Origin of the sequence: Sulfitobacter alexandrii, assembly GCF_001886735.1 — a bacterium.
Taxonomy (GTDB): Bacteria; Pseudomonadota; Alphaproteobacteria; order Rhodobacterales; family Rhodobacteraceae; genus Sulfitobacter; species Sulfitobacter alexandrii.
Window position 1 is genome coordinate 515,248 of sequence record NZ_CP018076.1, and the last position, 23,006, is coordinate 538,253.

14 protein-coding genes are annotated in these 23,006 nt (G+C 60.8%); 9 read left to right on the forward strand and 5 right to left on the reverse strand.

Going from position 1 to position 23,006, the window contains the following annotated elements; all coding sequences use genetic code 11:
- Positions 1-515 precede the first annotated feature (515 nt).
- Positions 516-3,833 (reverse strand): hypothetical protein, encoded by a 3,318-nt coding sequence (locus BOO69_RS02625; RefSeq protein ID WP_071970049.1) that lies wholly within the window; start codon positions 3,831-3,833, stop codon positions 516-518.
- Here BOO69_RS02625 and BOO69_RS02630 point away from each other — a divergent pair.
- The 6 genes from BOO69_RS02630 (at position 3,825) to BOO69_RS02655 (ending at position 11,218) form a co-directional block, all read left to right on the forward strand.
- Entirely contained in the window at positions 3,825-4,142 is a 318-nt protein-coding gene (locus BOO69_RS02630) for a hypothetical protein (RefSeq protein WP_071970053.1), read from the forward strand. The two genes, BOO69_RS02625 and BOO69_RS02630, sit on opposite strands and share 9 nt — an antisense overlap.
- 275 nt (positions 4,143-4,417) lie before the next feature.
- Positions 4,418-5,185, forward strand: coding sequence for a BapA/Bap/LapF family prefix-like domain-containing protein (locus BOO69_RS02635; protein ID WP_156874845.1), 768 nt, complete (start codon positions 4,418-4,420; stop codon positions 5,183-5,185).
- A 21-nt stretch (positions 5,186-5,206) separates the two neighbouring features.
- Positions 5,207-6,493, forward strand: a complete 1,287-nt coding sequence (locus BOO69_RS02640; RefSeq protein WP_071970057.1) for a TolC family protein — start codon at positions 5,207-5,209, stop codon at positions 6,491-6,493.
- A 31-nt stretch (positions 6,494-6,524) separates the two neighbouring features.
- Positions 6,525-8,657, forward strand: coding sequence for a type I secretion system permease/ATPase (locus BOO69_RS02645; protein WP_071970059.1), 2,133 nt, complete (start codon positions 6,525-6,527; stop codon positions 8,655-8,657).
- Entirely contained in the window at positions 8,654-9,826 is a 1,173-nt protein-coding gene (locus tag BOO69_RS02650) for a beta-barrel domain-containing protein (RefSeq protein ID WP_071970062.1), read from the forward strand. Before BOO69_RS02645 ends, BOO69_RS02650 begins: the two co-directional genes overlap by 4 nt.
- Before the next feature lie 168 nt (positions 9,827-9,994).
- Positions 9,995-11,218: a BamA/TamA family outer membrane protein gene (locus tag BOO69_RS02655; protein WP_071970064.1), complete on the forward strand. Its 1,224-nt coding sequence runs from the start codon at positions 9,995-9,997 to the stop codon at positions 11,216-11,218.
- A 254-nt stretch (positions 11,219-11,472) separates the two neighbouring features.
- Here BOO69_RS02655 and BOO69_RS02660 read toward each other — a convergent pair whose 3' ends face one another.
- The 3 genes from BOO69_RS02660 to BOO69_RS02670 all read right to left on the reverse strand — a co-directional run bounded on the left by BOO69_RS02660 (position 11,473) and on the right by BOO69_RS02670 (position 16,121).
- Positions 11,473-12,744 (reverse strand): glycosyltransferase, encoded by a 1,272-nt coding sequence (locus tag BOO69_RS02660; protein WP_071970066.1) that lies wholly within the window; start codon positions 12,742-12,744, stop codon positions 11,473-11,475.
- Between the two features lie 458 nt (positions 12,745-13,202).
- The gene (locus tag BOO69_RS02665) at positions 13,203-13,853 is read right to left on the reverse strand and encodes a response regulator transcription factor (protein ID WP_083545428.1); all 651 of its coding nucleotides are present in this window, start codon (positions 13,851-13,853) and stop codon (positions 13,203-13,205) included.
- Between the two features lie 147 nt (positions 13,854-14,000).
- Complete coding sequence (locus BOO69_RS02670; RefSeq protein WP_156874846.1) at positions 14,001-16,121, reverse strand: ATP-binding response regulator; 2,121 nt, start codon at positions 16,119-16,121, stop codon at positions 14,001-14,003.
- Positions 16,122-16,264: 143 nt separating this feature from the next.
- Here BOO69_RS02670 and BOO69_RS23590 point away from each other — a divergent pair, with 143 nt between their 5' ends.
- The 3 genes from BOO69_RS23590 (at position 16,265) to BOO69_RS02695 (ending at position 21,689) form a co-directional block, all read left to right on the forward strand.
- Positions 16,265-18,307, forward strand: a complete 2,043-nt coding sequence (locus BOO69_RS23590) for a BapA prefix-like domain-containing protein (RefSeq protein ID WP_156874847.1) — start codon at positions 16,265-16,267, stop codon at positions 18,305-18,307.
- A gap of 283 nt (positions 18,308-18,590) precedes the next feature.
- Positions 18,591-21,062, forward strand: coding sequence for a BapA/Bap/LapF family prefix-like domain-containing protein (locus BOO69_RS23305; protein WP_216636997.1), 2,472 nt, complete (start codon positions 18,591-18,593; stop codon positions 21,060-21,062).
- Positions 21,063-21,302: 240 nt separating this feature from the next.
- Positions 21,303-21,689, forward strand: a complete 387-nt coding sequence (locus tag BOO69_RS02695; RefSeq protein ID WP_071970076.1) for a hypothetical protein — start codon at positions 21,303-21,305, stop codon at positions 21,687-21,689.
- Here BOO69_RS02695 and BOO69_RS02700 read toward each other — a convergent pair.
- Positions 21,659-22,636: a response regulator gene (locus BOO69_RS02700; RefSeq protein WP_071970078.1), complete on the reverse strand. Its 978-nt coding sequence runs from the start codon at positions 22,634-22,636 to the stop codon at positions 21,659-21,661. The two genes, BOO69_RS02695 and BOO69_RS02700, sit on opposite strands and share 31 nt — an antisense overlap.
- Positions 22,637-23,006 lie beyond the last annotated feature (370 nt).

The following is a 23,006-nucleotide window of genomic DNA, read 5'->3' on the forward strand; positions in this document are numbered from 1 at the left end:
GCCGGCAACGCCTCATGCGCAGGCCGAGAGCGCCGTCGCCAGATACATCGACGGGTTCTATGATCCTGGCACTCGACATCCATCCCGCGGCTTCCAAGGGGCCATCTCCTTCGAGAGAAAGGCGCAGGAAATGAGCTAAACACTCTCCACAAAAACAGGGCAAGTCTTGTGGCGGGCTTATCTCAAGCACCCAATCAGGCAGCTCAACCCGTCATCACCTACCCCGTTGGCGGCATAACCACCTCTGATACCCCCGGCGCGCGTCTCGAAAGGATGTTGCTTCTGGACGAAGTTGCGCGGGGATTGTTTCCAGAATCGTCAGTATGGCAACCTTGCCAGCTGCGGCAAATTTGCATACTATCGTAAGTCTGTAATTCTTTGGTATGGATAACTCCTGTGGAGTTTCGTACGAAGCGGTGTATGGTTAAAAGTATGGGGTCCTCGCTTTCGCGTTATGGTCGGCGATGGGGTCCGCTTTTTGATGCAGGGCATCATGTCGTGTGAACGGCTCAGAGTCATGGAGCTGCCAATTGGGCAAGTTTGAGAGCAACAAGGGTACTCAGGCGCAGGATCAGGGCGCGCGTTCGCCGATTCCGATGTCCCATTTGCAGGCATTGAGCGAAATGGGGTCGCGCAATACCGGCGTGACAGTCACGGCTGGCGCGATCGGCATGGGCTTGGCCTCGCAGAGCGCGTCTCAGGACGGGCTGCTTGCCTTTGCGGCGACCCTGCCCGGAGGTGAATTCGTCGCGCCCGTCGCGAAAGCCCGACCTCAGGCGCAGCGCGGCGGCGGGCCGGTGGATGGCGCGGTCGATATTGCGGCCGAAGCGGGTGTCGCGGCCGAATTTCAATCCGATTCTCCGCTGGCCGAAACTGGCGCCCGGAACGATTCTGTCGGTGCAGAGGGGCAGGAGACTGCCGCAAGCGACTTGGCGGCCGCCCCTGCGTTCCAAGAAAATCAGCAAATTTTCAGCATTGCCGGCGAGGCAAATACGCCCGGAACTGTTGCCGTTTCGGATACAGTGGTTGCAGTGCAGACCGATGCCCACGGCGGTGGAATGACCGCTCCGTTGGCCGGGGCCGGTGGAAATGCCGACTCTGAAGAAAACGCCAGCCCGGACGATCAAGGGGTGATCGGCGGCCTTCTGGGTGAGGATGGCGTTATCGGCGGGGGTATCGGTTCGATCATCGGCGATGATGGCCTTGTGGATGACCTGCTGGGTGGTGTGCTTGGCGAGGGCGGCGTGCTTGGCTCCGTCTTGGGCGAGAATGGCGTGGTGGACGCGATCATCGGTGAGGATGGCATCCTTGCGGGCGTTCTGGGCGACGGCAGCATCATCGAGTCCGTTCTTGGAGACGGTGGCCTGATCGACGTGGTGCTTGGCGATGACGGTCTGGTCGATGGGGTTCTCGGCGACGGTGGCCTGGTCGATGGTGTCGTGGACGGTGTTCTTGGGAATGACGGTCTGGTTGACGGCGTCCTTGGTGATGGCGGTCTGGTCGACGGGGTTCTGGACGGTGTTCTCGGGGATGAAGGCCTGGTTGGCGGTGTCCTTGGTGAAGAGGGCGTGCTGGGTGGTGTGCTTGGCGAGGGCGGCGTGCTTGGCTCCGTTCTGGGCGAGAATGGCGCGTTGGGCGTGCTCACCGGCGAAGACGGTGTCCTTTCGGGCGTACTTGGTGACGGGGGCGTTATCGTTTCCGTTCTCGGCGACGATGGTCTGGTTGACGCGGTGCTTGGCGACGACGGGATTGTTGGCGGGCTCTTGGGCGATGGTGGTCTGGTTGACGGTGTCCTCGGTGAGGACGGCGTTGTCGGTGGCCTGCTGGGCGACGACGGTGTGGTCGATGCGGTTCTGGGCGATGGCGGCCTGCTTGGTGGTCTGCTTGGTGGTTCCGCGCCCGATGTGGCCGCTCCGGAAGCGGTTGAGGGTGTCGTAGAGACGGTCGAGGAGCTTGCTGACAGTGTCCTCGGTGAGGATGGCGTTGTCGGTGGTCTGCTGGGCGACGACGGTGTTGTCGACGCGGTTCTGGGCGATGGTGACCTGCTTGGTGGTCTGCTTGGTGGTTCCGCGCCCGATGTGGCCGCTCCGGAAGCGGTTGAGGGTGTCGTAGAGACGGTCGAGGAGCTTGCTGACGGTGTCCTCGGTGAGGACGGCGTTGTCGGTGGCCTGCTGGGCGACGACGGTGTGGTCGATGCGGTTCTGGGCGATGGCGGCCTGCTTGGTGGTCTGCTTGGTGGTTCCGCGCCCGATGTGGCCGCTCCGGAAGCGGTTGAGGGTGTCGTAGAGACGGTCGAGGAGCTTGCTGACGGTGTCCTCGGTGAGGATGGCGTTGTCGGTGGTCTGCTGGGCGACGACGGTGTTGTCGACGCGGTTCTGGGCGATGGTGGCCTGCTTGGTGGTTCCGCGCCGGATGTGACCGCGCCGGAAGCGGTTGACGGTGTCGTAGAGACGGTCGAGGACCTTGCTGACGGCGTCCTCGGTGAGGATGGCGTTGTCGGTGGCCTGCTGGGCGACGACGGTGTTGTCGACGCGGTTCTGGGCGATGGCGGCCTGCTTGGTGGCCTGCTTGGTGGTTCCGCGCCGGATGTAGCCGCGCCGGAAGCGGTTGACGGTGTCGTAGAGACGGTCGAGGACCTTGCTGACGGCGTCCTCGGTGAGGATGGCGTTGTCGGTGGTCTGCTGGACGACGACGGTGTTGTCGATGCGGTCCTGGGTGATGGCGGTCTGCTTGGTGGTGATGCGCCAGATGTGGAAGATGTTCTTCCCGAGGTGCAGGCGGTTGATGAGCCGGTTGAGGATGCCGTCGAGACTGTCGAAGACCTTGCGGATGAGGGTCTCGGTGACGAGGGCGTTGTTGGTGGCCTGCTTGGGGATGGTAATCCGGCTGTTGCGGATGTTGTCGCACCGGAAGTGGTCGAGGATGTTGTAGAGACTGTCGAAGACCTTGCTGACGGTGTCCTTGGCGGTCTGCTTGGCGGTGATGAGCCGGATGTGGAGGATGTGCTTCCCGAGGTGCAGGCGGTTGATGAGCCGGTTGCGGATGTTGTGGAAGTCGTCTCGGCCGAACTGGTTGAGGATGCCGTAGAGACTGTCGCAGACCTTGCGGATGAGGGTCTCGGGGACGAGGGCGTTGTTGGTGGCCTGTTTGGGGATGGTACTCCGGATGTTGCGGATGTTGTCGCACCGGAAGTGGTCGAGGGTGTTGTAGAGACGGTCGAAGACCTTGCTGACGGTGTCCTTGGCGGTCTGCTTGGCGGTGATGCGCCGGATGTGGAAGATGTTCTTCCCGAGGTGCAGGCGGTTGATGAGCCGGTTTCGGATGTCGCTGACAATATCTCTCCGGACGTGGTTGAGGATGCCGCTGAGACGGTCGAGGACCTTGAGGATACAGTTCTTGCAGATGCGGGTGCTGCGGATGGCCTGCTTGGTGAAACACCTGTTGCCGGCGTACTTGCGGATACATTGCCCTCGGCGGGCGGTGTTCTGACCGACGGGGTAATTCCCATGCCCGTTGACAATGTCGATGAAGCCCCCGCGGCCGAAGTGGCTGAGGAAGACGACGAACCGGTCATCGAAGATCTGCCGGCTGGCGAGTCCGAAGGCGATGACGGCTTCCTGGATACGCTTGTGGCCGGGATCGGTGATGAAGCCGTGGGTCCTGCCGACGAAATCTTCGAACTGGGCGAGTCGGTCCTTGACGGGCTGCTTGGCGAAGCAGATGTCTTTGGTATCAACGTCGTCGAAAACGGCGGGGAAGGCGACGATCTTTTCGCGGGTCTGACCGGTGGCGAGGGGCTTTCCGGAAGCCTGATCGAGCAAGGTGTGCTGCAACTTTCCGATCCGGTCGATACCGGCGAAACCGACGAATATATCGACAACCTTCTGAACGATATTCTGGCTGGTGGCGTGAGTGACATCACCGGTGAGGAGGCCGCCTTTGACTCGCTTCTGGGCAACGATGTCGAAGTCGAGGAAGTGGGTGAAGTCGGCGAGCTGGTCGGGACCGAGGTTGGCGAAGTTGCGGAGGCGACGGCGGTCGAGGACGCTCTGGGCATTCTCTTCGACCAAGGAGCGGAACAAGGGCACAACTCGCCCTTTGGTGGATTGCTTGGTGGCTTGACTAACGACGACAGCGCTTAACGAGCGCGTTTCAGACGGGGAGGACAGACGGTCATCATAGTCAATTGGTGGCCAAATTTCGCTTGAGGTTTTTTACGGTAAGTGCCGAGTATCGTTAACTTTTCTCGATTGCCATAGAATTAACTCAATTTAGTTGCAGCGTGCAAAAGAGTACAATTAAAACTTGTAAAGAGCGACCTGGAAAGTTTTAAAGAAAACCACCTCTGGTTGGGTGGGAGTCTGAGATGGCTTGGAATGAAATCGGGCGAGAATAAGAATTTTGGAAGGGACTGGCCTTGGCAGTCGGCGTTACACTGAAGCAAAGGGGATCTTCCGAAGCGGGAGACCTGCAAACTGCGTCGAACGTGTCACTGAACAAGCCGATGGATGTCGCGCTTGTGACTGGGGCGGCCTCCATCGTTGCCTCGGACAAGCTGGGTTCCAACCTGGTTGTGACCTTTTCGGACGGCACCACGCTGCGCGTCGACGACTTTTTCGTGATCGGAGAGAATGGCGACTTCAGCCGTCTTCTGCTGCCCAGTGGAGACCCCTTCGTGACCGGGCTGATGGGGCCCGAACCGGCCTATCCCGACGGCGCGACGGAGCGGATGGCACAGGCATCGGGGGCGGAGGATGCCGCGGGGGATGATGGGGATGCCGATCAGGACGGGCTGGTCGGGCAATCGGTGGATTGGTCCGATCCTTTGCTTCTGGCCGGGGCCGGGATTTCGCTTGGGTCGGGCGTGGATTTCCTTTCGGGCGGCGGCAGCAGCACCGCGCCGGAGACCGGAAGGGAGGAGGAAGATGATCTTGCCCAGGTCATTGACGATTTCACTGGGGGTGAATCCGGAGTCTTGGATCCTTCGGAATATGATATGGATACCCAAGATGTCGATGTCGATGCCGAGGCGGCGGCGGAAGATATGGCAGGCGAAGCGATTGGTTCGGATGATTTCACTGTGGAAGGCACGTTTGTCGGTGCCTCTGAAACGGCGGATGTCCTGCAAAATGCCGAGTCTGACGCTCCGCATGATTTGCTGAATGAGTTGTTGACGGAGTTTTGAGTTGTTGGCGGAGTTTGTCGTATGAACCGTGTTGGTCCCATCGATCACTGGTGTCGGCCAAATGCCGTTTGGCTGAACTGCGGGTTTGCGCTGTTGCTGTTGCTGTTGCTGGTGACACCGGCGCAGGCGCAGATGGCGCTGAGCACGGCTGTTCTGCGCGCCACGGAAAGGGATGGTGAAATCTCGGCGCTGCGCCAGAAGGTTGCCAGCCGGACGATCGACATCCAGGCGGCCCGTGACGAATATTATCCCAGTGTCAGCCTGTCGGGCGATACCTCCACCACCGACTCGAACGGGCCGGGAATCACCTTGACGGTGTCACAGGTGCTGTTTGACTGGGGGCTCATCCGAAACAAGATCAATGCAGCGTCCCATGTCCGCGTGCAGGCGGTTTCCGACCTGAAAATGGCGGTGGAGGGGCTGACCCTTCAGGTGGCCGAGTATTTCATCGACGTTGAGATGACTGACCTCAAAGTCGCGCGCACCCGTGATTATCTCGCCTTTGCCAAGCGGATCGCGGGGCAGGCGCAGGATCGCGCCAGGGCGGGCATCGGTGACAACGGTGAAGTTGCGCGTGCGCGTCTAGAGATTGCCCGTGCAGAGGACCAGCTTTCGCAGCTGGTGGCGAACCGGCGGATTGCGCTGTCGCAGATCGAGTTTCTAGTCGGCGCGCAGGTGGGGGCGGTCGGCAGGCCGAGCGATCTGGGCTTTTCCGCCCGCTATGCCGCGCCCGCCAAGATCCGTTCTGCCGTGCGTATCGCGCCGGATTACATCGCCGCGCGCGCGGGGGTGGACGAGGCCGCTGCCGGTGTGGAAATCGCCAAGGCCTCGCGGCTGCCGACGATAAAATTGCAGGCTCAGGGGCGTGCTGACCTGAATGGCGGCAAAAGCCGGGCCGCGATTGGCCTGTCCACGGGGGTGGACCTGAGCTCCAGCGGGTTGGGTCGGCGTCAGATACAGGCGGCGCAGCTGGATTTGCAGGCGGCGGAATCGACCCTGACTTTCACCGAGCGCGAGCTGACCAATACGGCTGCCAGCGCGCTGCAGCAGATCAAGATCTTGCGCCAGACCGAAAGCGCGCGATCGCAGCAGCTGATCGAATCGCAGCGCGTGCTGGACAATTATGAGCAACAGTTCATTGGCGGGCAGCGCGAGTTGCTGGACCTGCTGACGACGGGTCGCGATTTGTACGATTCGGAAATCGAAAAGATCTCCACCTACGAGGATCGCAAGCGGGCCGAATACCAAGCGGCGCATGATCTGGGTGTCCTGGGGACCCTGATCATTGCCGCATCGGCAACCCGGTAGACAGGTGGGAATGTGCTAAACGGGTGTAGAAATGAGTAACCACGGTTCCCCGGATCCCCTGATTGCCGGTCTTGTCGAGCTTTGCCGGATTCAAGGTGTGACAACATCGGCAGAGCAATTGACCGACGGTCTGCCGAAAACCCATTGGGCCGAGAAGGGCGAGAGCCTTGCCGGCCTAGCGTTGCGCCGGGTGAATATGAGCTGCCGGATCAGCAAGGAGCCGCTAGCAACGCTGCCTGACCATTGTCTGCCGGCTTTGCTGTTCCTGAAAGACGGTCGGACCGTGGTGGTCGAAGCCCTGACGGAGACCCAAGCTTGGGTCATCCTGCCGGAATCCGGCGGCGGTCGCGGCGACTGGCCGCTTGAGGATCTCAACGCGCTGCATGACGGGCGGGTGCTGATTTCGAAGCCGATTGATATCGTGACCCGTCGGCTGGACGATTCCAAATCCGGCCAGCATTGGATCCTTGGCCCGGTGTTGGGCAACTGGAGCATCTATCGCGACGTGATCTGGGCCTCACTCGCGGCCAACCTGCTGGCGGTCGCCACGGCGCTGTTCTCGATGCAGGTCTATGACCGGGTAGTGCCTAGCAATGCATTCGATACCCTGTGGATCCTGGCCAGCGGTGTCGGGATCGCCATTGTGCTGGAACTGGTGCTGCGGCTGATGCGCGCGACGCTGGTCGATGTCTCGGGGCGGGACATCGACCTGAGGCTGTCGGCGCAGCTGTTCGACAAGGTGGCCAACATGCGGCTAAAACACCAGCCCCCCTCGACCGGGGTCTTTGCGAACCAGGTCCGCGACTTTGCAGTGGTGCGGGATTTCTTCACCTCCAGCACGGTGACGGCCATCTGCGACCTGCCCTTTGTGCTGATCTTTGTCGGGGTGATCTATTTTATCGGCGGATCAATCGCGCTGGTGGTCCTCGCAGGCGTGATCCTGACAGTGGTGCCGGGCTTGGTCATGCAGAAAAAGCTTGCACGGGCATCAAAGGAGAACACTCGTGAGGCTGCGGCGCTGAACGGTCTGTTGTTGGAAACGATTTCCAACCTTGAGACAGTCAAGGCCTCCCGCGCCGAAGGGCGCTTGCAACGGGCCCATGCCCATCTGACGGCGACGATGGCCACCACCGCGATCAACACCCGCAGTATCACCAACTTTTTAACCCAGCTGGTCAGCACGGTGCAGAAGCTGGCTTATGCCGGGGTGATCGTCACCGGCGTCTATCTGATCAGCGCGGGCGAGCTGACCGTGGGCAGCCTGATTGCCTGCACGTTGCTGTCGGGGCGTACCATGGCCCCGATGGGGCAGGTGGCCGGGCTGCTGGCGCGCTGGCAACACGTGCGCGCGGCCATGGAGGGGCTGGACCAGATCATGGACTTCTCCGTGGAACGGCCCGAAGACCGCCATTTCGTGCGCGCGCCCTCGCTTTCCGGGGCCTTCACGCTGGATGGCGTGGTGTTCCGCCACGATCCGCAAGCGCCGCCGGTGCTGTCGATCCCTGACCTTGCGATTGAACCGGGCGAACGCATCGCGTTGCTGGGCGGCAACGGTGCTGGCAAATCAACCTTGTTGCGGATGATGGCGGGCCTGATTGACCCGCAGTCCGGCAGCGTGCTGGTGGACAGCCTGTCGTTGAGCCAGATTGATCCCATCGACCGGCGGCGGCAGATCGGCTACCTGCCACAGAGTGTTGCGCTGTTCCAGGGGACACTGCGGGACAACCTGCTGTTGGACCATGGTCTGCACAGCGATGATGAACTGCTTGAAGCATTGGACGCGGTGGGTCTGGGCACCTTCGTCCGCCGCCATGTGCGCGGGCTGGACCTGATGCTGCAGGGCAATGCAAATGTGTCGGGCGGGCAGCGCCAGTCGATCGGTCTGGCGCGGGTGCTGTTGCAGGATCCCCGGATCGTGCTGCTGGATGAACCGACGTCGGCTTTCGACCATGTGACGGAAAACAAGGTCATCGCTCATATGAAGGATTGGCTGAAAAGCCGGACGACGATCATTTCGACCCACAAGAGGGAGCTGCTGGCCCTGACCGACAGGGCGGTTGTGCTGAAAGATGGCCGTGTCGCGCGTGACGGCGATCTGATGAACATCCTGAACACGGCGCGCGCCAATGCGGTTCAGAAAAAACCGGTGCAGGCCGTCACATGACCGTCGCGGAGGACATCCTGACCAGCCACCTGGATGGCAGTTACCGACGACAGACACTGAAGGTCGCGCGCTGGACGATCCGTACCGTCGTCCTCTCGCTGATCATCGCCATTGTCTGGGCCTCGATTGCCCAGATCAACGAGATCAAGCGCGGCGACGGGCGCGTTATTCCTCTGCGCAGAATGCAGACGATCCAGAGCCTCGAAGGGGGTATTCTCGCGGAGTTGATGGTGCGGGAAGGCGATATCGTCAAGGAGGGGCAGGTGCTGGCCCGGCTTGATCCGACCCGTTCGGAGGCTGCTTTCCTTTCGGCGGAATCCGAGATCACGGCGCTGGAGGCCGAGGTTGCCCGTCTTGAGGCGGAAGTGCTGGAACAGCCAAAGCTGGATTTCGGCGATACGCCGAATACCTCGGAAGTGACCGAGCTGAAGCTGTTCACCGCGCGGCGGACCAAGCTTGAGGCCTCCCTTACGGCCCTCGAAGCGGAGCTGACAGCGATCCAGCAACAGATCGACATCACCCGCCCGCTCGCGGCCAGCGGATCGGTCAGCCGCATCAACCTGCTTCAACTGGAGCAGAAGAAGGCCGAACTGGACGGCAAGATCAGCGAGACCCGCAATGCCTATGTGCAGGACGCCTATAAAGACCTGGCGCAACGTCGCGCCAAGCTGCAGATGATGCAGCAGCAACTGGTCCAGAAACAGGATGAGTTTCGCAGGACGGAGATCCGGTCTCCGGTGTCGGGCCGGGTTAACAACATCGACATCACCACGCTTGGCGGGGTGGTGCAGCCAGGTGAATCGATCATGGAGATCACCCCGACCGACGACCAGCTGATCATTGAGACCAAGATCAAGCCGCGGGACGTTGCGCTGATCGCGCCGGGTATGCCCGCCAGCGTCAAGATCACGGCCTATGATTTTGCCACCTACGGCGACCTGCGTGGCACGGTCACACAGATTTCGGAGGACACGGTGGAAGAAGATACGCCCCAGGGGCCGGCTGATTTTTATCGGGTCATGGTGCTTACCGAGCGCAGCTATCTCGAACGGTTCGGACAGCGTTACAGCATCCGGCCCGGCATGATTGCCCAGGTCGACATTGAAAGCGGCGAAAGGTCCATTCTAAGTTATTTGACACGCCCGATCCTCAAGGCGCGTCTTCAGTAAATCCGTGAGGAAGGGCCGCTGCTGGCCCGTCTCCACACCAAGTAAAACAGGAAAGTGCTGCCCTTGCCCCCTCTGCTACCGTCAGGTGCCTCGCGCGCCCTATTTTTCAGTGTCATTAGGGGATTGCCACCGGCTGCGGCGGTCTTACTGGCGATGATACCGGGGTCAGTGGCTGATGCGCAGGTTGTGCGCGACGTTGAGGTGCGCGGCGCCCAGTTCATTCCCGAAGACGACATCCGCAGGACCTGCGGTGCGGAATCGGGAGTGGAATATTCGCGCTGGGAACTGCTGGCCATCGAGGATTGCCTCATGTCCACCGGGGTGTTTGAAACCGTGGACCTGTCGCGGGAAGGGGACACGCTGGTGATCGACGTTCAGGAGCTGGACACAAGGCCCGGGCGCATTGATGCCAGCATCGCCTATGTCTCGCAGGATGGTCTGACGGCGAGCTTGGCCTATGAACGCTACAACCTTTTCGACCGGACCTATGGGGCGTTCAGCCTAGAGTACAGCAAGGAGATTCAACGCTATAGCGCGAACCTGTACCGCACCGAAGTCTTTGAGAGCGGTCTTGATCTGGGGTTCGAGCTTGTCGGCGGGCGTGACGATTTTGACGACCGCAGTTTCACCCATGAAACGATCCGTGCAGAAACCTATCTGGCCTGGCCGTTTTCACCCAGGACCCGGTTCGAGGGCGGCATCGGCTATCGTGACCACCGCCTCTATGATCTGGACCCTGCTGCCAGCCCCTTGCTGGTGCGCGAACAGACCAATGGTATTTCTGCGCCATATGTCCGTCTGGGGCTGAAACACAAGAGCCTGCTGGATGACGAAGAGGGCGGCGACCGCTGGCAAAACTTTGGCTATAGTGTCCGGCTGGACCAGTATTTCTGGAATATCGGCACATCGGACCCGCTGTCCGATACCAGGTTCGAGGCTCTGATGCAGTTTCCGATTGCGGACCAGACCCGTCTGTTGTTCGCGTTCGATGCGGGCGCGGTCACCGGGCTGAGCGGCAATGCGACTCGGGCAATCGACCGCTACTTTCCGGGCGCGGACGGCTTCCGCGGTTTTGCGCCCCGTGGCATCGGCCCGCGCGACGGCGGAGATGCCTTGGGGGGCAACACTTTTGTCCGGGCCTCCATCGAACTGCAGCGGGATTTTGGCGAAGTGTTCAAAGCGCCGGTGCTGGGGGTATTTTTCTGGAATCCGGCGGCAGCTGGGATTTGGACGATACGCTGGGGGGGGTCATTGACGATGGCTGGCGCCGGCGCAGCAGCGTCGGGCTGTCGGTTGTATTCGACATTGGCCAGACCCCGGTTTCGCTTTACCTCGCCACGCCGATTGAAAGCGAGCCCGGTGACGAGAGGCAGACCTTTGGCATCAGCCTGAGCACGCAGTTTTAGCGCCCTGAAGCCAAAAGACACTACATTGACCAATAGATCCCGGATCGCTTGCGACCCGGTTCGAGCCCGACTGCGCCCCCCCCCGGGGGGTGGGCGCGAGTTATTCCGACGTTTTTCTGCAATCTCTCGCCATACCTGCATCACACGCCAAGAGCCATCATGCCCACTCCGGAGCCCAGCCGGGAACCTCTGTTGCGCGCCTGTCTCAATGCTGCGGACTTCGAGTCCGGGTGACTATGGTCAACCCGGGGCAGGGCGGCCTATCCGTGCGGCGCGGTTGGACATGGCCTGCCGGAACAGGGCCATGTAACGCGGTGCGACGACGGACAGGTCGTATTGCGCGCGGGCCATGCTGCGCGCCTTTTGCCCATAGCGATAGCGCCGCGCCGGATCGTCCATCAGGGCGTTAATCTCGGCAATCCAGGCTTCGTTGTCATCGGGCAGAAGCCGGCCGTTGATGTCGTCCTGGATCAGCTCGGCGGCATAGCCGCGATCAGGGGCCAGAACACAGCCGCCGCGGCCCAAAATCTCCACCAATCCCCAGTTCGCGACGCCGAATTTCAGCGGATAGAGAAAGATATCGATCCCGGCGATGCGATTGGCGAAGTCGTGGTAGGGCAGCTTGCCGGGAAACTCGATCACCTTTGCCGCACGAGGATAGGCAAGCATCAGGTGGTCGCGGAAGCTCGTGACCTTGCCGCCATGCTGGCGTTTGACGGCCTGCTGCTCATAGCCATAGGTGGCCTCCTCGGCGCCGCCGAAGGCAACGAATTGCGCATCGACGCCCCGCTCCACCAGGGTGTCGACGAGCCGCACATAGGTCTCGAACCCCTTGGCGGAGGAGAGGTCGCGGGCGGCAAAACCGATCACCGGTTTGCTGCCCTTGCCCCGCTTGCCGCCGTTGCCGCTGACCGGGTTTACGGGGTCGGCCATGGCGGCAAAATCGAACCCCTCCAGCTGCACCTCGATGCGGGACCGCAAGGGAGCAGGAAACATGTTCTTGGCGTGCAGACTGGGGCAGATCACCAGATCGCTGTTCAGCGCCTGATGAAAGTTCAGCATTTCGGTGTTCCGGTCGGTAATCCGCTGTGCCAGATCAGGCGGATAGGCCGGATCCCATCCATGCGCCCGAAAGCTCGGAAATTCGATGTAGCTGATGATTGCCGCGTCTATTTCATCGTAAAGGAAATGCGGTGCCCCCCAGAGCGAATGCGCTACTACCGCGTCGATCCGGGTATGTTTGCGCATCGCGGTCAGGGCGTTGAGCACCCCCCGGCCGATACGGGCAGACCGTTCGACCTTGGCCGAATAATAGTAGCGGTCATCTGAGATGATCGGCCCGTCGGGCTGAAAACCCAGAATGTGGTTGCCCCGCTTGCGGTTGCGTTCCATGTGCCCTGGGGTGGTCAGGAAAAAGCTTTGTGCCTGATCAGTTTTGCGCAGGTAATCGCACAGATGGCCGAACTGGCCCGGGTACACCGCACCGACAAAGACGATCACTGGTTTGCTCATGGTGCATCTCCGTTCTCAGGCAGCTCGGATCAGGTCGGGCGACCGCGGCACCCAGGAGCGTAACTCACATAAACTTAAGGAGGCAACCAAAGACGAAATGCTGGCGGCGCGGTTTGCGGTCCTCCCCGGGGTCCGAGTGGTTGCTGGAAAACGAGTCTGTATGCGTTTTTATAAGTCGCAACTGGAAAATTCTTCTTCGATGCTGCCGCCGAAACCTTTGGCGCAGGCTGAAAGCCCGGGCCGCGCTTGCCCCCCGTCAAACCGAAGGTATCCCTTCGACAAAGCGAGAGGGCGCTTTTGCAACTTCATCCATTCATTGACAGCATAGAGCATTCGCGGCTCAGTGCCTTGTTCAAATGTCTGGAACGCTGGTCCTCCCTGATCCGAACGACGCAAGCGCAAAGACAATCCCCCTGCCCAGTGCCAACGTGTTAATGCCATGAGTTTTCGGCAGCCTGTTAGAAAATACCGATGTCCCGGGCCACGATCACCGCCTGAGTGCGGTTGCTGGCCCCCAGCTTCGCACAGATCGACTTGACGTGCATCTTCACGGTGGCCTCCGCGAGGCCGAGCTCGGCACCGATCTCCCGGTTGGGCTGGCCTTGGGCGAGTAGGGCCAAGACTGTCATCTCACGCTCTGACAGCGATGAATTGCCCGAGCTGTCGCGTGCCTTTGCACGGGGGCGGTTGATCAGTTCAACTGGGACATATCGCCCGCCATTGGCCATGAAACGGATCTCATTGGTCAGGTTCTTCAATGATTCCGTCTTGAGGATGATGCCAGCGCCGCCGAGTGACAGGGATTCTGAAACCACATGGGCGGACGGGTCGCTGGTCAGGATGCCCACCGGATTTCCGCCATTACGCTCGATTGCCTTTGACAGCCCGCCAACGCCGTTCATGCCGGGCATATCGAGATCAACCAGAACCAGGTCGAAGGGCCCCTCGGCGTCCAGCTTCTCGAGCGCAGTGTCGAGGTCGGGCGCGGTCTGCGCCTCGAAATCCGGAAGGCTGGACAGGAACTGTTTGAACATCTCCAAGACCATGGCATGGTCATCTGCAATCAGCACTCGGATCTGTTTGGATTCAGAGGGTGTCTTCATGCTCATCTTAGATTTAATAACCTTATGGTGATACCTACTCGTCAGAAAAGGCGCCGTCAGACGAATTCCCGACGGTAGATATCGTACGGGATCTGCCCGTCCGATTGACAGAGTGCGCGGTAATGTATCACGACGGCGAAGCGTGGCAAGCAGTCATCTCCCTTCACCGGCCTCTGACTCGATCCGGCTGATCGCCTCTTCCGTCACATGCAACGCTTGGTTCGCCTCTGCAATGATGGCGTTCAGGTTTGCCACCGGGCCGTCCAGTGCAATCTCGATTTGGCGCAGGCTGCTTTCCAGCAGGGCCAGACCGGTCAGCCCGGAAGACCCGGTCGCGGAATGCAGCAGGCGTTTGCAGTCCGGGTACTGGCTGTCTTGGGTGACTTTGTCTATGACCGTTTGCGCCTCTGCATGGGCGCGGATCATAAAGCCCAAGGCGGCTTTTTTCCCTAGTTGCCCGATCAGTTCGGCAACCACTTTTTGGGCCAGAGGATGACCCAAGGTTGCGGTGGCCCGCTCCGAACGCTGCTTCAGCCTGATCGCCTTGGCCGCCCCCGTGTCGGTTTTGCCTTGGGCTGCATTTTTCACGGCGCGGCAGAGCTCAGCGGTGCGGATCGGCTTCTCCAACAGTCGGGACATGCCGAGCGCCAGACAGGTCTTCTCCAGCCTGGTATCGGTATGTGCTGTTAGGCCGAGGATCCGCCCGTGCCATGCCATCGATTTTCTCGATCTTTCTGTATTGATGCGCTGCATAAGTTCGACACCGCTCATACTTGGTAGGGTGATGTCGGTCAGCAGGACATTTATTTGCTCCACTGCTTGGGGCTGTTTCAGGATCTCAAGCGCCTTGAAGCCATTTTCAACCCCATCGACCCGCGCCCCCGCCGTGCTCAGACATCGGACTAGCCAGTCACGGCTTGATGGGCTGTCTTCTACCACCAGCACGCCGATGTCCTGTAGCAGCCCGTTGTCTGTGGCGGCGGGCGGGTGTTCCTTCGTGTTGGGCGGCGCATAGGTACTTGTTTGCGGGAGCGAGAATGTCGCCCGCAGGATGGTGCCGATGACCGGGTTGTTCTTCGGCGGTCCGCCCTCGGCGATGCGGTCGAAGACTTCGATATTGCCGCCAAGCTGGCCGATGGCATGGGACAGCACGCTCAACCCTGCTGTTGTCCGGTCCGCGATGGCGCCCGTGGTGCGTGCGTCGCGGGTACCGTCGGCGCCGCTTCCCAGCAAGCGTGCCTTTTGCGCGGCAGGCAGGCCGCCCCCCTGATCCGCGACCTCGATGGTAATCAGCCGCTCCTTGCGGCCATCTTTCGAAGTGGTCGGTTCGGGGGCGCAGGCGACGCGGATGTCGATGGTCTCTCCGCCATGTTTGCTGGCATTATCGAACATGTTCTGCAACAGCGCCCGGACGATGTGCACCGGGCCGTGCAGGTCAATTGCTGCTTCCGGCTCTATCTTCATCGTCACGGTTGCGCGGCGCGCCTGTACAATCGGTTCGATCATATCGAGGATATTGCGAGATTCTTCGGCCAGATCGAAGTCTTCGTCGGCCTGCAGATCCGTGCTTGTCAACTCACCGCGGATGACCCGGATCACCTTGTCGATATGGGTCAGCGCCATCCGCGCCGATTTCTCTACTCTGGCGGTATCGGGATTGGTTCTTCCCGCGCAGTTGGCCCTGCTGTCAAAGAGCGCCTCTGCGGAAGCGAGCACGGACTGGATTGGCGTCTTGAGATCGTGCGAAACCCGAAGCAGCGTTGCCGCGCGTGCCCGGTTCTGCAAGAGCACCGCTTCCTGATCGGTTTCCACCAGACGCAGCAGAAAAGCAGCGGCGTTCCCCAACGGTAGGTGAACGAGCTCTCCCTCAAGGCGTTTGTCGCGGAAGGTGACCGATACAGCGACGCTGCCGCTGCGCCGCGCACGGGTGCAGAGGGTAGGCCAGTTGAAAGCCGTCTGCAGGGCGGAAGCGTCCAGTTCCAGCTGGGCGGCAGGCTTGTTCGACAGCAGGATTTCCGCCTTTTCCGTCGCCAGGACGACGATGCGCCGATCTGTGGAGATGAGCCGCGCAATTGCCTGTAGGGTGGGTCTGACCCGCGCTGCATCAAACGCTGGTTCGCTTTCGTTGGGCATCCCATTCTCCATGATACTGCATCTTCTTTCGCGCGGAACAAGCTCGACCCGAACCAAGTAATCGCGGGGAGTCTGCTGCTTTGATTCCATGCCGTCAATTGCGCGGGCGATTGCGGTGAAAGCAGCCAGCGCGTCAGGCATTGGAACAACGTTGGCATGATAATATCCCAAAGTATGTCTCTTCCATCTATTGACGGTAACTTTAGTATGTGGTGTGACTGAAAAAGATTGGGTGGGCGCCTGAACACGCTCTGGGGAGCGTTAGATAGACAGAGGGAAGTGATATGACGACGACTTCATACCGGGCCGGAAACATGGTCGAAGTGAAAATAAACGCGACAAAGGCAGATATTTCCAATTATGTGAAAAGAGGTGACGACCTCGTCGTCGAGCTGGCGGACGGCAACAAGATTGTTGTCTCCGATTTCTACGATCCCGCGCAGGGCGGCGTACCGCACCGGCTGATGCTGGCGGACGGCAGCTTCAGCGGTGTCGAGGGCATCTGGAACGAGGATGAGGAGGCCGCCGGACTGGGTGCCAACATGGAGCAGATCGGTGCCGGCCTGGGTGCGCTGGCGACCGGGCTTATCGCCGCGGCCAGTGACAGCGAAGACCCCACGGACCCGACAGATCCTACGGACCCGACCGATCCCACGGAGCCTACGGACCCGACCGATCCCACGGAGCCTACGGACCCGACCGATCCCACGGAGCCTACCGATCCGACCGATCCCACGGAGCCGACCGATCCGACCGATCCTACGGAGCCGACCGATCCGACCGATCCCACGGAGCCGACCGATCCGACCGATCCCACGGAGCCGACCGATCCGACCGATCCCACGGACCCAACTGATCCGACTGATGCGGGTGTTCTTGATCCGATTCTCGCGGACGAAGGCGTGCTGGGCGACCTCACGGGCAACGACGGGTTGCTCGGAGACCTGACCGGTTCCGACGGTTTGCTGGGCGACCTGGTTGGCAACGATGGCCTGCTCAGCCCGGTCACCGGAGAGGATGGCCTGCTCGGCACACTGACCGGCGGCGGGCTTCTGGGGAACAGCGATGGGTCGGGCAGCCTGACCGGCGGACTTCTGTCGGAAGATTCGCTGCTGGGCGATGTGCTTAGTGGCGTCGGTCTGACCGATGGTCTGCTTGGCGAAGGCGGCACAGTGGATGGAATCGTTGAAACCGTGGAGGAGGTTCTTGACGGGGTGATCGGTGACGAGGGTATCGTCGGCGGTCTGCTTGGTGGCGACGGTGGTTTGCTGGATGGCGTGCTCGGCGACGAGGGTATCGTCGGCGGTCTGCTTGGTGGCGACGGTGGTCTGCTGGATGGCGTGACCGGCGATGAGGGAATCGTTGGCGGTCTGCTCGGCGGTGACGGTGGTCTGCTGGATGGCGTGCTCGGCGACGAAGGCATAGTGGGCGGTCTGCTCGGTGGCGACGGTGGGCTGCTTGCGGGCATTGGTGCCGAAGACGGCTTGCTTGACCCGGTGATTGCCGACGGTGGTCTACTCGGCGATGTGACCGGAAACACAGGCGTGCTGGGCGATGTGACAGGCTCCGAGGGACTGGCGGGTGATCTCGTCGGTGACATGGGCCTGCTGGGCGACGTGACCGGCGAAAGCGGGCTGGCCGGTGACCTGACCGGTGTCGGCCTGCTGGGCGATGGCAGCGATGGCGGCCTTCTCGACGGCGGCCTGCTGGACGGTGTGATCGGTGACGAAGGCATCGTCGGCGGTCTTCTCGGCGGTGAGGGTGGTCTGCTCGATGGTGTGCTCGGTGACGAGGGTATCGTCGGTGGCTTGCTTGGTGGCGACGGCGGTCTGCTGGACGGTGTCCTTGGTGACGAGGGTGTCGTTGGCGGCTTGCTTGGCGGCGACGACGGTCTGCTGGATGGCGTGATCGGCGATGAAGGTATCGTTGGCGGCCTGCTTGGCGGTGACGATGGTCTGCTGGATGGTGTCATTGGTGACGAGGGTGTCGTTGGTGGATTGCTCGGCGGCGACGGTGCTGGTGGTGTCCTTTCAGGCACTGTCGAGGATCTGCTGGCCGGCATTGATGCCGAAGATGGCCTGCTTAACCCGGTGATTGCGGACGGTGGTCTGCTCGGCGATGTGACCGGGAACGCAGGCGCGCTGGGCGAGGTGACCGGCTCCGAGGGGCTGGCGGGCGATATTATCGGTGACATGGGCCTGATGGGTGACGTGACCGGGCAAAACGGGGTGCTCGGTGACCTGACAGGTGTCGGCCTGCTGGGAGACGGCGGCAATGGCGGCCTTCTCGGCAACCTGGGCGGCGATCTGCTTGATGGGCTGAACTGACGTGGCGCGGGTTCAAATCCGCCCGGAACGGTAAGCAGGATGTAAACAAACTGTTTCCATCTCAATAGATACTGAAAAAGCCCCGCCGGAAGACGGGGCTTTTTTATTTTAAAACAGCGCCTTCAGTGCTTTCACGTAGAAGTTGCTCTTTCTGGGTTAAGAGGGGTGAGAACCACCCATTCGGCATTGACATAGATACCAATGGCTGATTTTCATATACTTAAGATTGCATTACATACTTTAGTTCGTCTTGCCCGCAAGCGCACCCATGAGGAGTTCAAACATGGCAAACAGAAGCATCCAGGCTGGGCCTGAAATTGGCATCAAGATCGACGTGGATCGGTCTGAGATCGCCAATTACGCACGGAAGGGGAGTGATCTGTTCATCACCCTCAAAAACGGTGACGTGATCACCGTTGTCGATTTTTACGAGCCAGCGATGGACGGCTCTCTGCACAGCCTGATCCTGGCCGATGGTGAAGAAAGCGGTGTCGAGGGTGATCCCGCAGCCGGTGGCAGTGGCGAGATGACCGATGAGGGCATTATCGCTGCTGCCGTTGGTGGTTTGGGCTTGCTCGCCGCCGCATCCGGTGGTGGCGGCGGTGCGCCCGTTGATCCGACCGATCCCACGGACCCGACTGATCCGACAGATCCTACTGACCCGACTGATCCTACGGACCCGACTGATCCGACCGATCCTACGGACCCGACTGATCCAACCGATCCTACGGACCCGACTGATCCGACCGATCCTACGGACCCGACAGATCCGACCGATCCCACGGACCCGACTGATCCGACCGATCCTACGGACCCGACTGATCCGACCGATCCGACAGATCCTACTGACCCGACTGATCCTACGGACCCGACAGATCCGACCGATCCTACGGACCCGACAGATCCGACTGATCCTACGGACCCGACAGATCCGACCGATCCCACGGACCCGACTGATCCGACCGATCCTACGGACCCGACTGATCCGACCGATCCCACGGACCCGACAGATCCGACTGATCCCACGGACCCGACAGATCCGACCGATCCCACGGACCCGACAGATCCGACCGATCCCACGGACCCGACAGATCCGACCGATCCCACGGACCCGACAGATCCGACTGATCCTACGGACCCGACAGATCCGACCGATCCCACGGACCCGACTGATCCGACCGATCCTACGGATCCGACAGATCCGACTGATCCTACGGACCCGACAGATCCGACCGATCCTACGGACCCGACTGATCCGACCGATCCCACGGACCCGACAGATCCGACTGATCCCACGGACCCGACAGATCCGACCGATCCCACGGACCCGACAGATCCGACTGATCCTACGGACCCGACTGATCCTACGGATGCTGGCGACCAGGGCTTCCTTGATCCGATCATCGCTGATGACGGGCTGCTCGGTGACCTGACAGGCAACTCCGGGGCGCTCGGGGACATAACCGGCTCGGACGGCCTGCTCGGCGATCTGGTCGGAGATGGCACGCTGCTTGGCAATCTGGGTGATGACCTTCTGGGTCAGCCCCTGCTGGGCGACGGCGTGACCGGTGACGTTGGTATCGCCGACGGGCTCATCGGGGATGGCGGCCTTCTGGGCGACATCACCGGTAACTCCGGCTTGCTTGGCGAGTTGACGGGTTCCGATGGTCTGCTTGGTGACCTTATCGGCAACGACGGGCAATTGTCCGACGTCTCGGGCTCCGGCGGACTTGTCGGGGACCTGACCGGTACCGGCACGCTTGGTGACGGCACGCCGGGAGGTGACGGCATTGCCGGCGGTCTTCTGGATGGTGTCCTCGGCGACGACGGCCTGCTTGGCGGCCTGCTGGGCGACAATGACATCTTGGACGATGTTATCGGAGAGGATGGCCCGCTCGGTGACGTGCTTGGTGGTATTATCGGCGAAGATGGCCCGCTGGGTGACGTGCTCGGTGGTGTGATCGGCGAAGACGGTCCGCTGGGTGACGTGCTTGGTGGTGTGATCGGTGACGATGGCCCGCTGGGTGACGTGCTTGGTGGTGTGATCGGCGAGGATGGCCCCTTGGGTGAAGTGCTCGGTGGTGTGATCGGCGAAGAAGGCCCGCTGGGTGATGTGCTCGGTGGTGTGATCGGCGAGGATGGCCCCTTGGGTGAAGTGCTCGGTGGTGTCCTCGGCGAAAATGGCCCGCTGGGTGATGTGCTCGATGGTGTGATCGGAGAGGATGGCCTTGTAGGCGGTCTGCTCGGTGAGGGCAGCCCTCTGGATGGCGTGCTTGGCGGTGTTGTCGGTGAAGACGGCCCTCTGGGTGAGGTCCTCGGTGACGAGGGCATCGTGGGCGGCCTGCTCGGCGGCGACGGTGGTCTGCTGGATGGTGTCCTTGGTGAAGAGGGTATCGTGGGCGGCCTGACCGGTGAAGACGGTCCGCTGGGTGACGTGCTCGGTGGCCTGACCGGTGATGATGGCCTTGGCGGCGGACTGCTCGGTGGCCTGAGCGGAGAGGACGACCTGGTAGGTGATCTGCTGGGTGGTCTGACCGGAGAGGAAGACCTAGTTGGTGATCTGCTGGGCGGCGTGACCGGTGAGGACGGCCCCCTAGGTGATGTGCTTGGCGATCTGAACGGAGAGGACGGCCCGCTGGGTGACGTGCTTGGCGGTGGATTGCTGGGCGGCAGCAACCCGCTTGGTGAAACGCTCTCCGATGCCAGCGACCTGCTGGGCGGGCTTCTGGGTAACGACGGCCTGGGCGACATCTGATCGCCCGAGTTGACCCATAAATGCTAACGGGTTGGCCCCTCGCTGAAGTCGCAAGACAGCGGGGGGCCAAGCCAGTTCAAGGACCAATCGGGAACACTGGGCTGCGCAAGCAGCCGTTCCTCTTTAACGATCATCATTTTTCATATCCCAAGCAGACGATAGCGTGACCTTCCGTGGAATTGCATAACTGGGTCGACCACTGGCCGATCCTAGCAATAGCGACAAGATCAGGGGCCGAAATTGCGAACCACAAAAACCAGGAACGGCGCCGAAAAGCGCGAAGGCCGGGCTTTTGCATCCGGTTGGCTGTCCTTCGTTCCCCCCGCAAGCGTTGCGCTGATCGGCCTAATCTATGCGATCGTCGCCGCCACAGTCGTCTATCTTATAGGCGGTGTCGCTTGGACCGTGGTGGTCGCGTTCCTGCTTGGCGGGGCCAGCGCGATGAAAATTGCTGCGGCGGTCCGTGCCGATATCCTGCGCGAATTCCAAATTTCTGACATCCCGCCGGACACCCTGACTGAACAAAAGAAATCGGCCGGACCGGAAGAACCGTGTCTGGCCGGGTCTGATGCCCTACGTCTCTCGCGGACCGGCGATCAGCGTGCGGATGATACCGCAGGCGTGTGACCGAGCAATGCCTTGTGCATGGTTTTCTGGCGCTCGACCAGTCGGCCAATCGCCCGGTCAAAGGTGTTCTTGACCCGCTGTGTCCGGTGGGCATTCGGATGGATCGGGCGCCCCAGCGAGATGCTGATCGGGGCATCGAGCGGCTCTTGATCCCAGGGGATCAGGGTCTTCAGCTCTCTTTGCACCGATTGCTCGATCTGCGGCCATTCCGGCAGGTCATCGCCGGTGAGGATGCCCAGTAGCGTGCCGCTTCCGATATGCGCCATGAGAAGTTGTGGCTTGTCCACAACCCGGCCGATGGCTCTCGCGCCAGCCGCGATGGCCATGACATATTCACGGCTAGTGCAATGGGCGTAGAGAGCTGTGATATCTTCGACCTGCGCGCAGAATACATGGCAGGCATTGAGGTTATTACGCGAAAGCTGCGATAGGTAGTTGCCAAGGGTGAAAGGGGGGACCAGCTGATGAGTCCCCAGAACGTAAAGCGGATCTTCAAGAGAGAAAGCATGCCGGCCGCGTTCGCCGTTCGGCAGCATCATCTGCGGATTGACCCGCATCGCTACTTCGGTCGATTCCAGCATCCGCTGAGTGACCCGGAGCCGTTTTGCGATCTCGTGGACTTCGAAGGGTTTGAAGATGTAATCATTGGCGCCCGCAGCAAACGCCTTTTCGATCGAAACCGCGTCGGTCTTGAGTGTGAGCATCGTTATCGGCGTTGTCCGGTAGCTGCGCATCTCGCGTACCTTCCGGCAGAGCGTAATTCCGTCCATGTTGGGCATGACGATGTCAAGCAGCAGGCAATCGAAGGGCTCCGTCGCATTTTTTAGGATGCGCAGCGCTTCTTTGCCGGAGGATGCAACGGTAACATCCGGGAAATCCGCTTCTTTCAGGATCGCTGGCAAGAAGTCGAGCATGAAGGGATTGTCATCTACGGCGAGTATCTTCATGGGTGGTTTCCTTTAACCGTGGTTTGGCAGGCACAGATCAGAGCCGGAGGAGGTAGTTTTGATGACCTATTTCTGCCGGATCGACGTCGGATCAGCGATGGAGGTCACGGCAAGTTCGGTCTTTTCGTTAGCTTAAGATATATTCATAAGTATGGTACATACTAATGAGTATATCGACAACCAAGGCATTATTAGGGCTTTTTTGCGCTGAATTTTGTACGGTTGAACAAGAAATCCGAACAGCGCAGAAACTGATCATATCGCTGCCGCAAGTGAAGTTGTCTCCCCAGCGAGGGCATCAACATGGCTGACGATGACACGCACCAGCCGGCGTAGTCGTCCGCAAATTCAGGGCGATCAAACGCTGCAT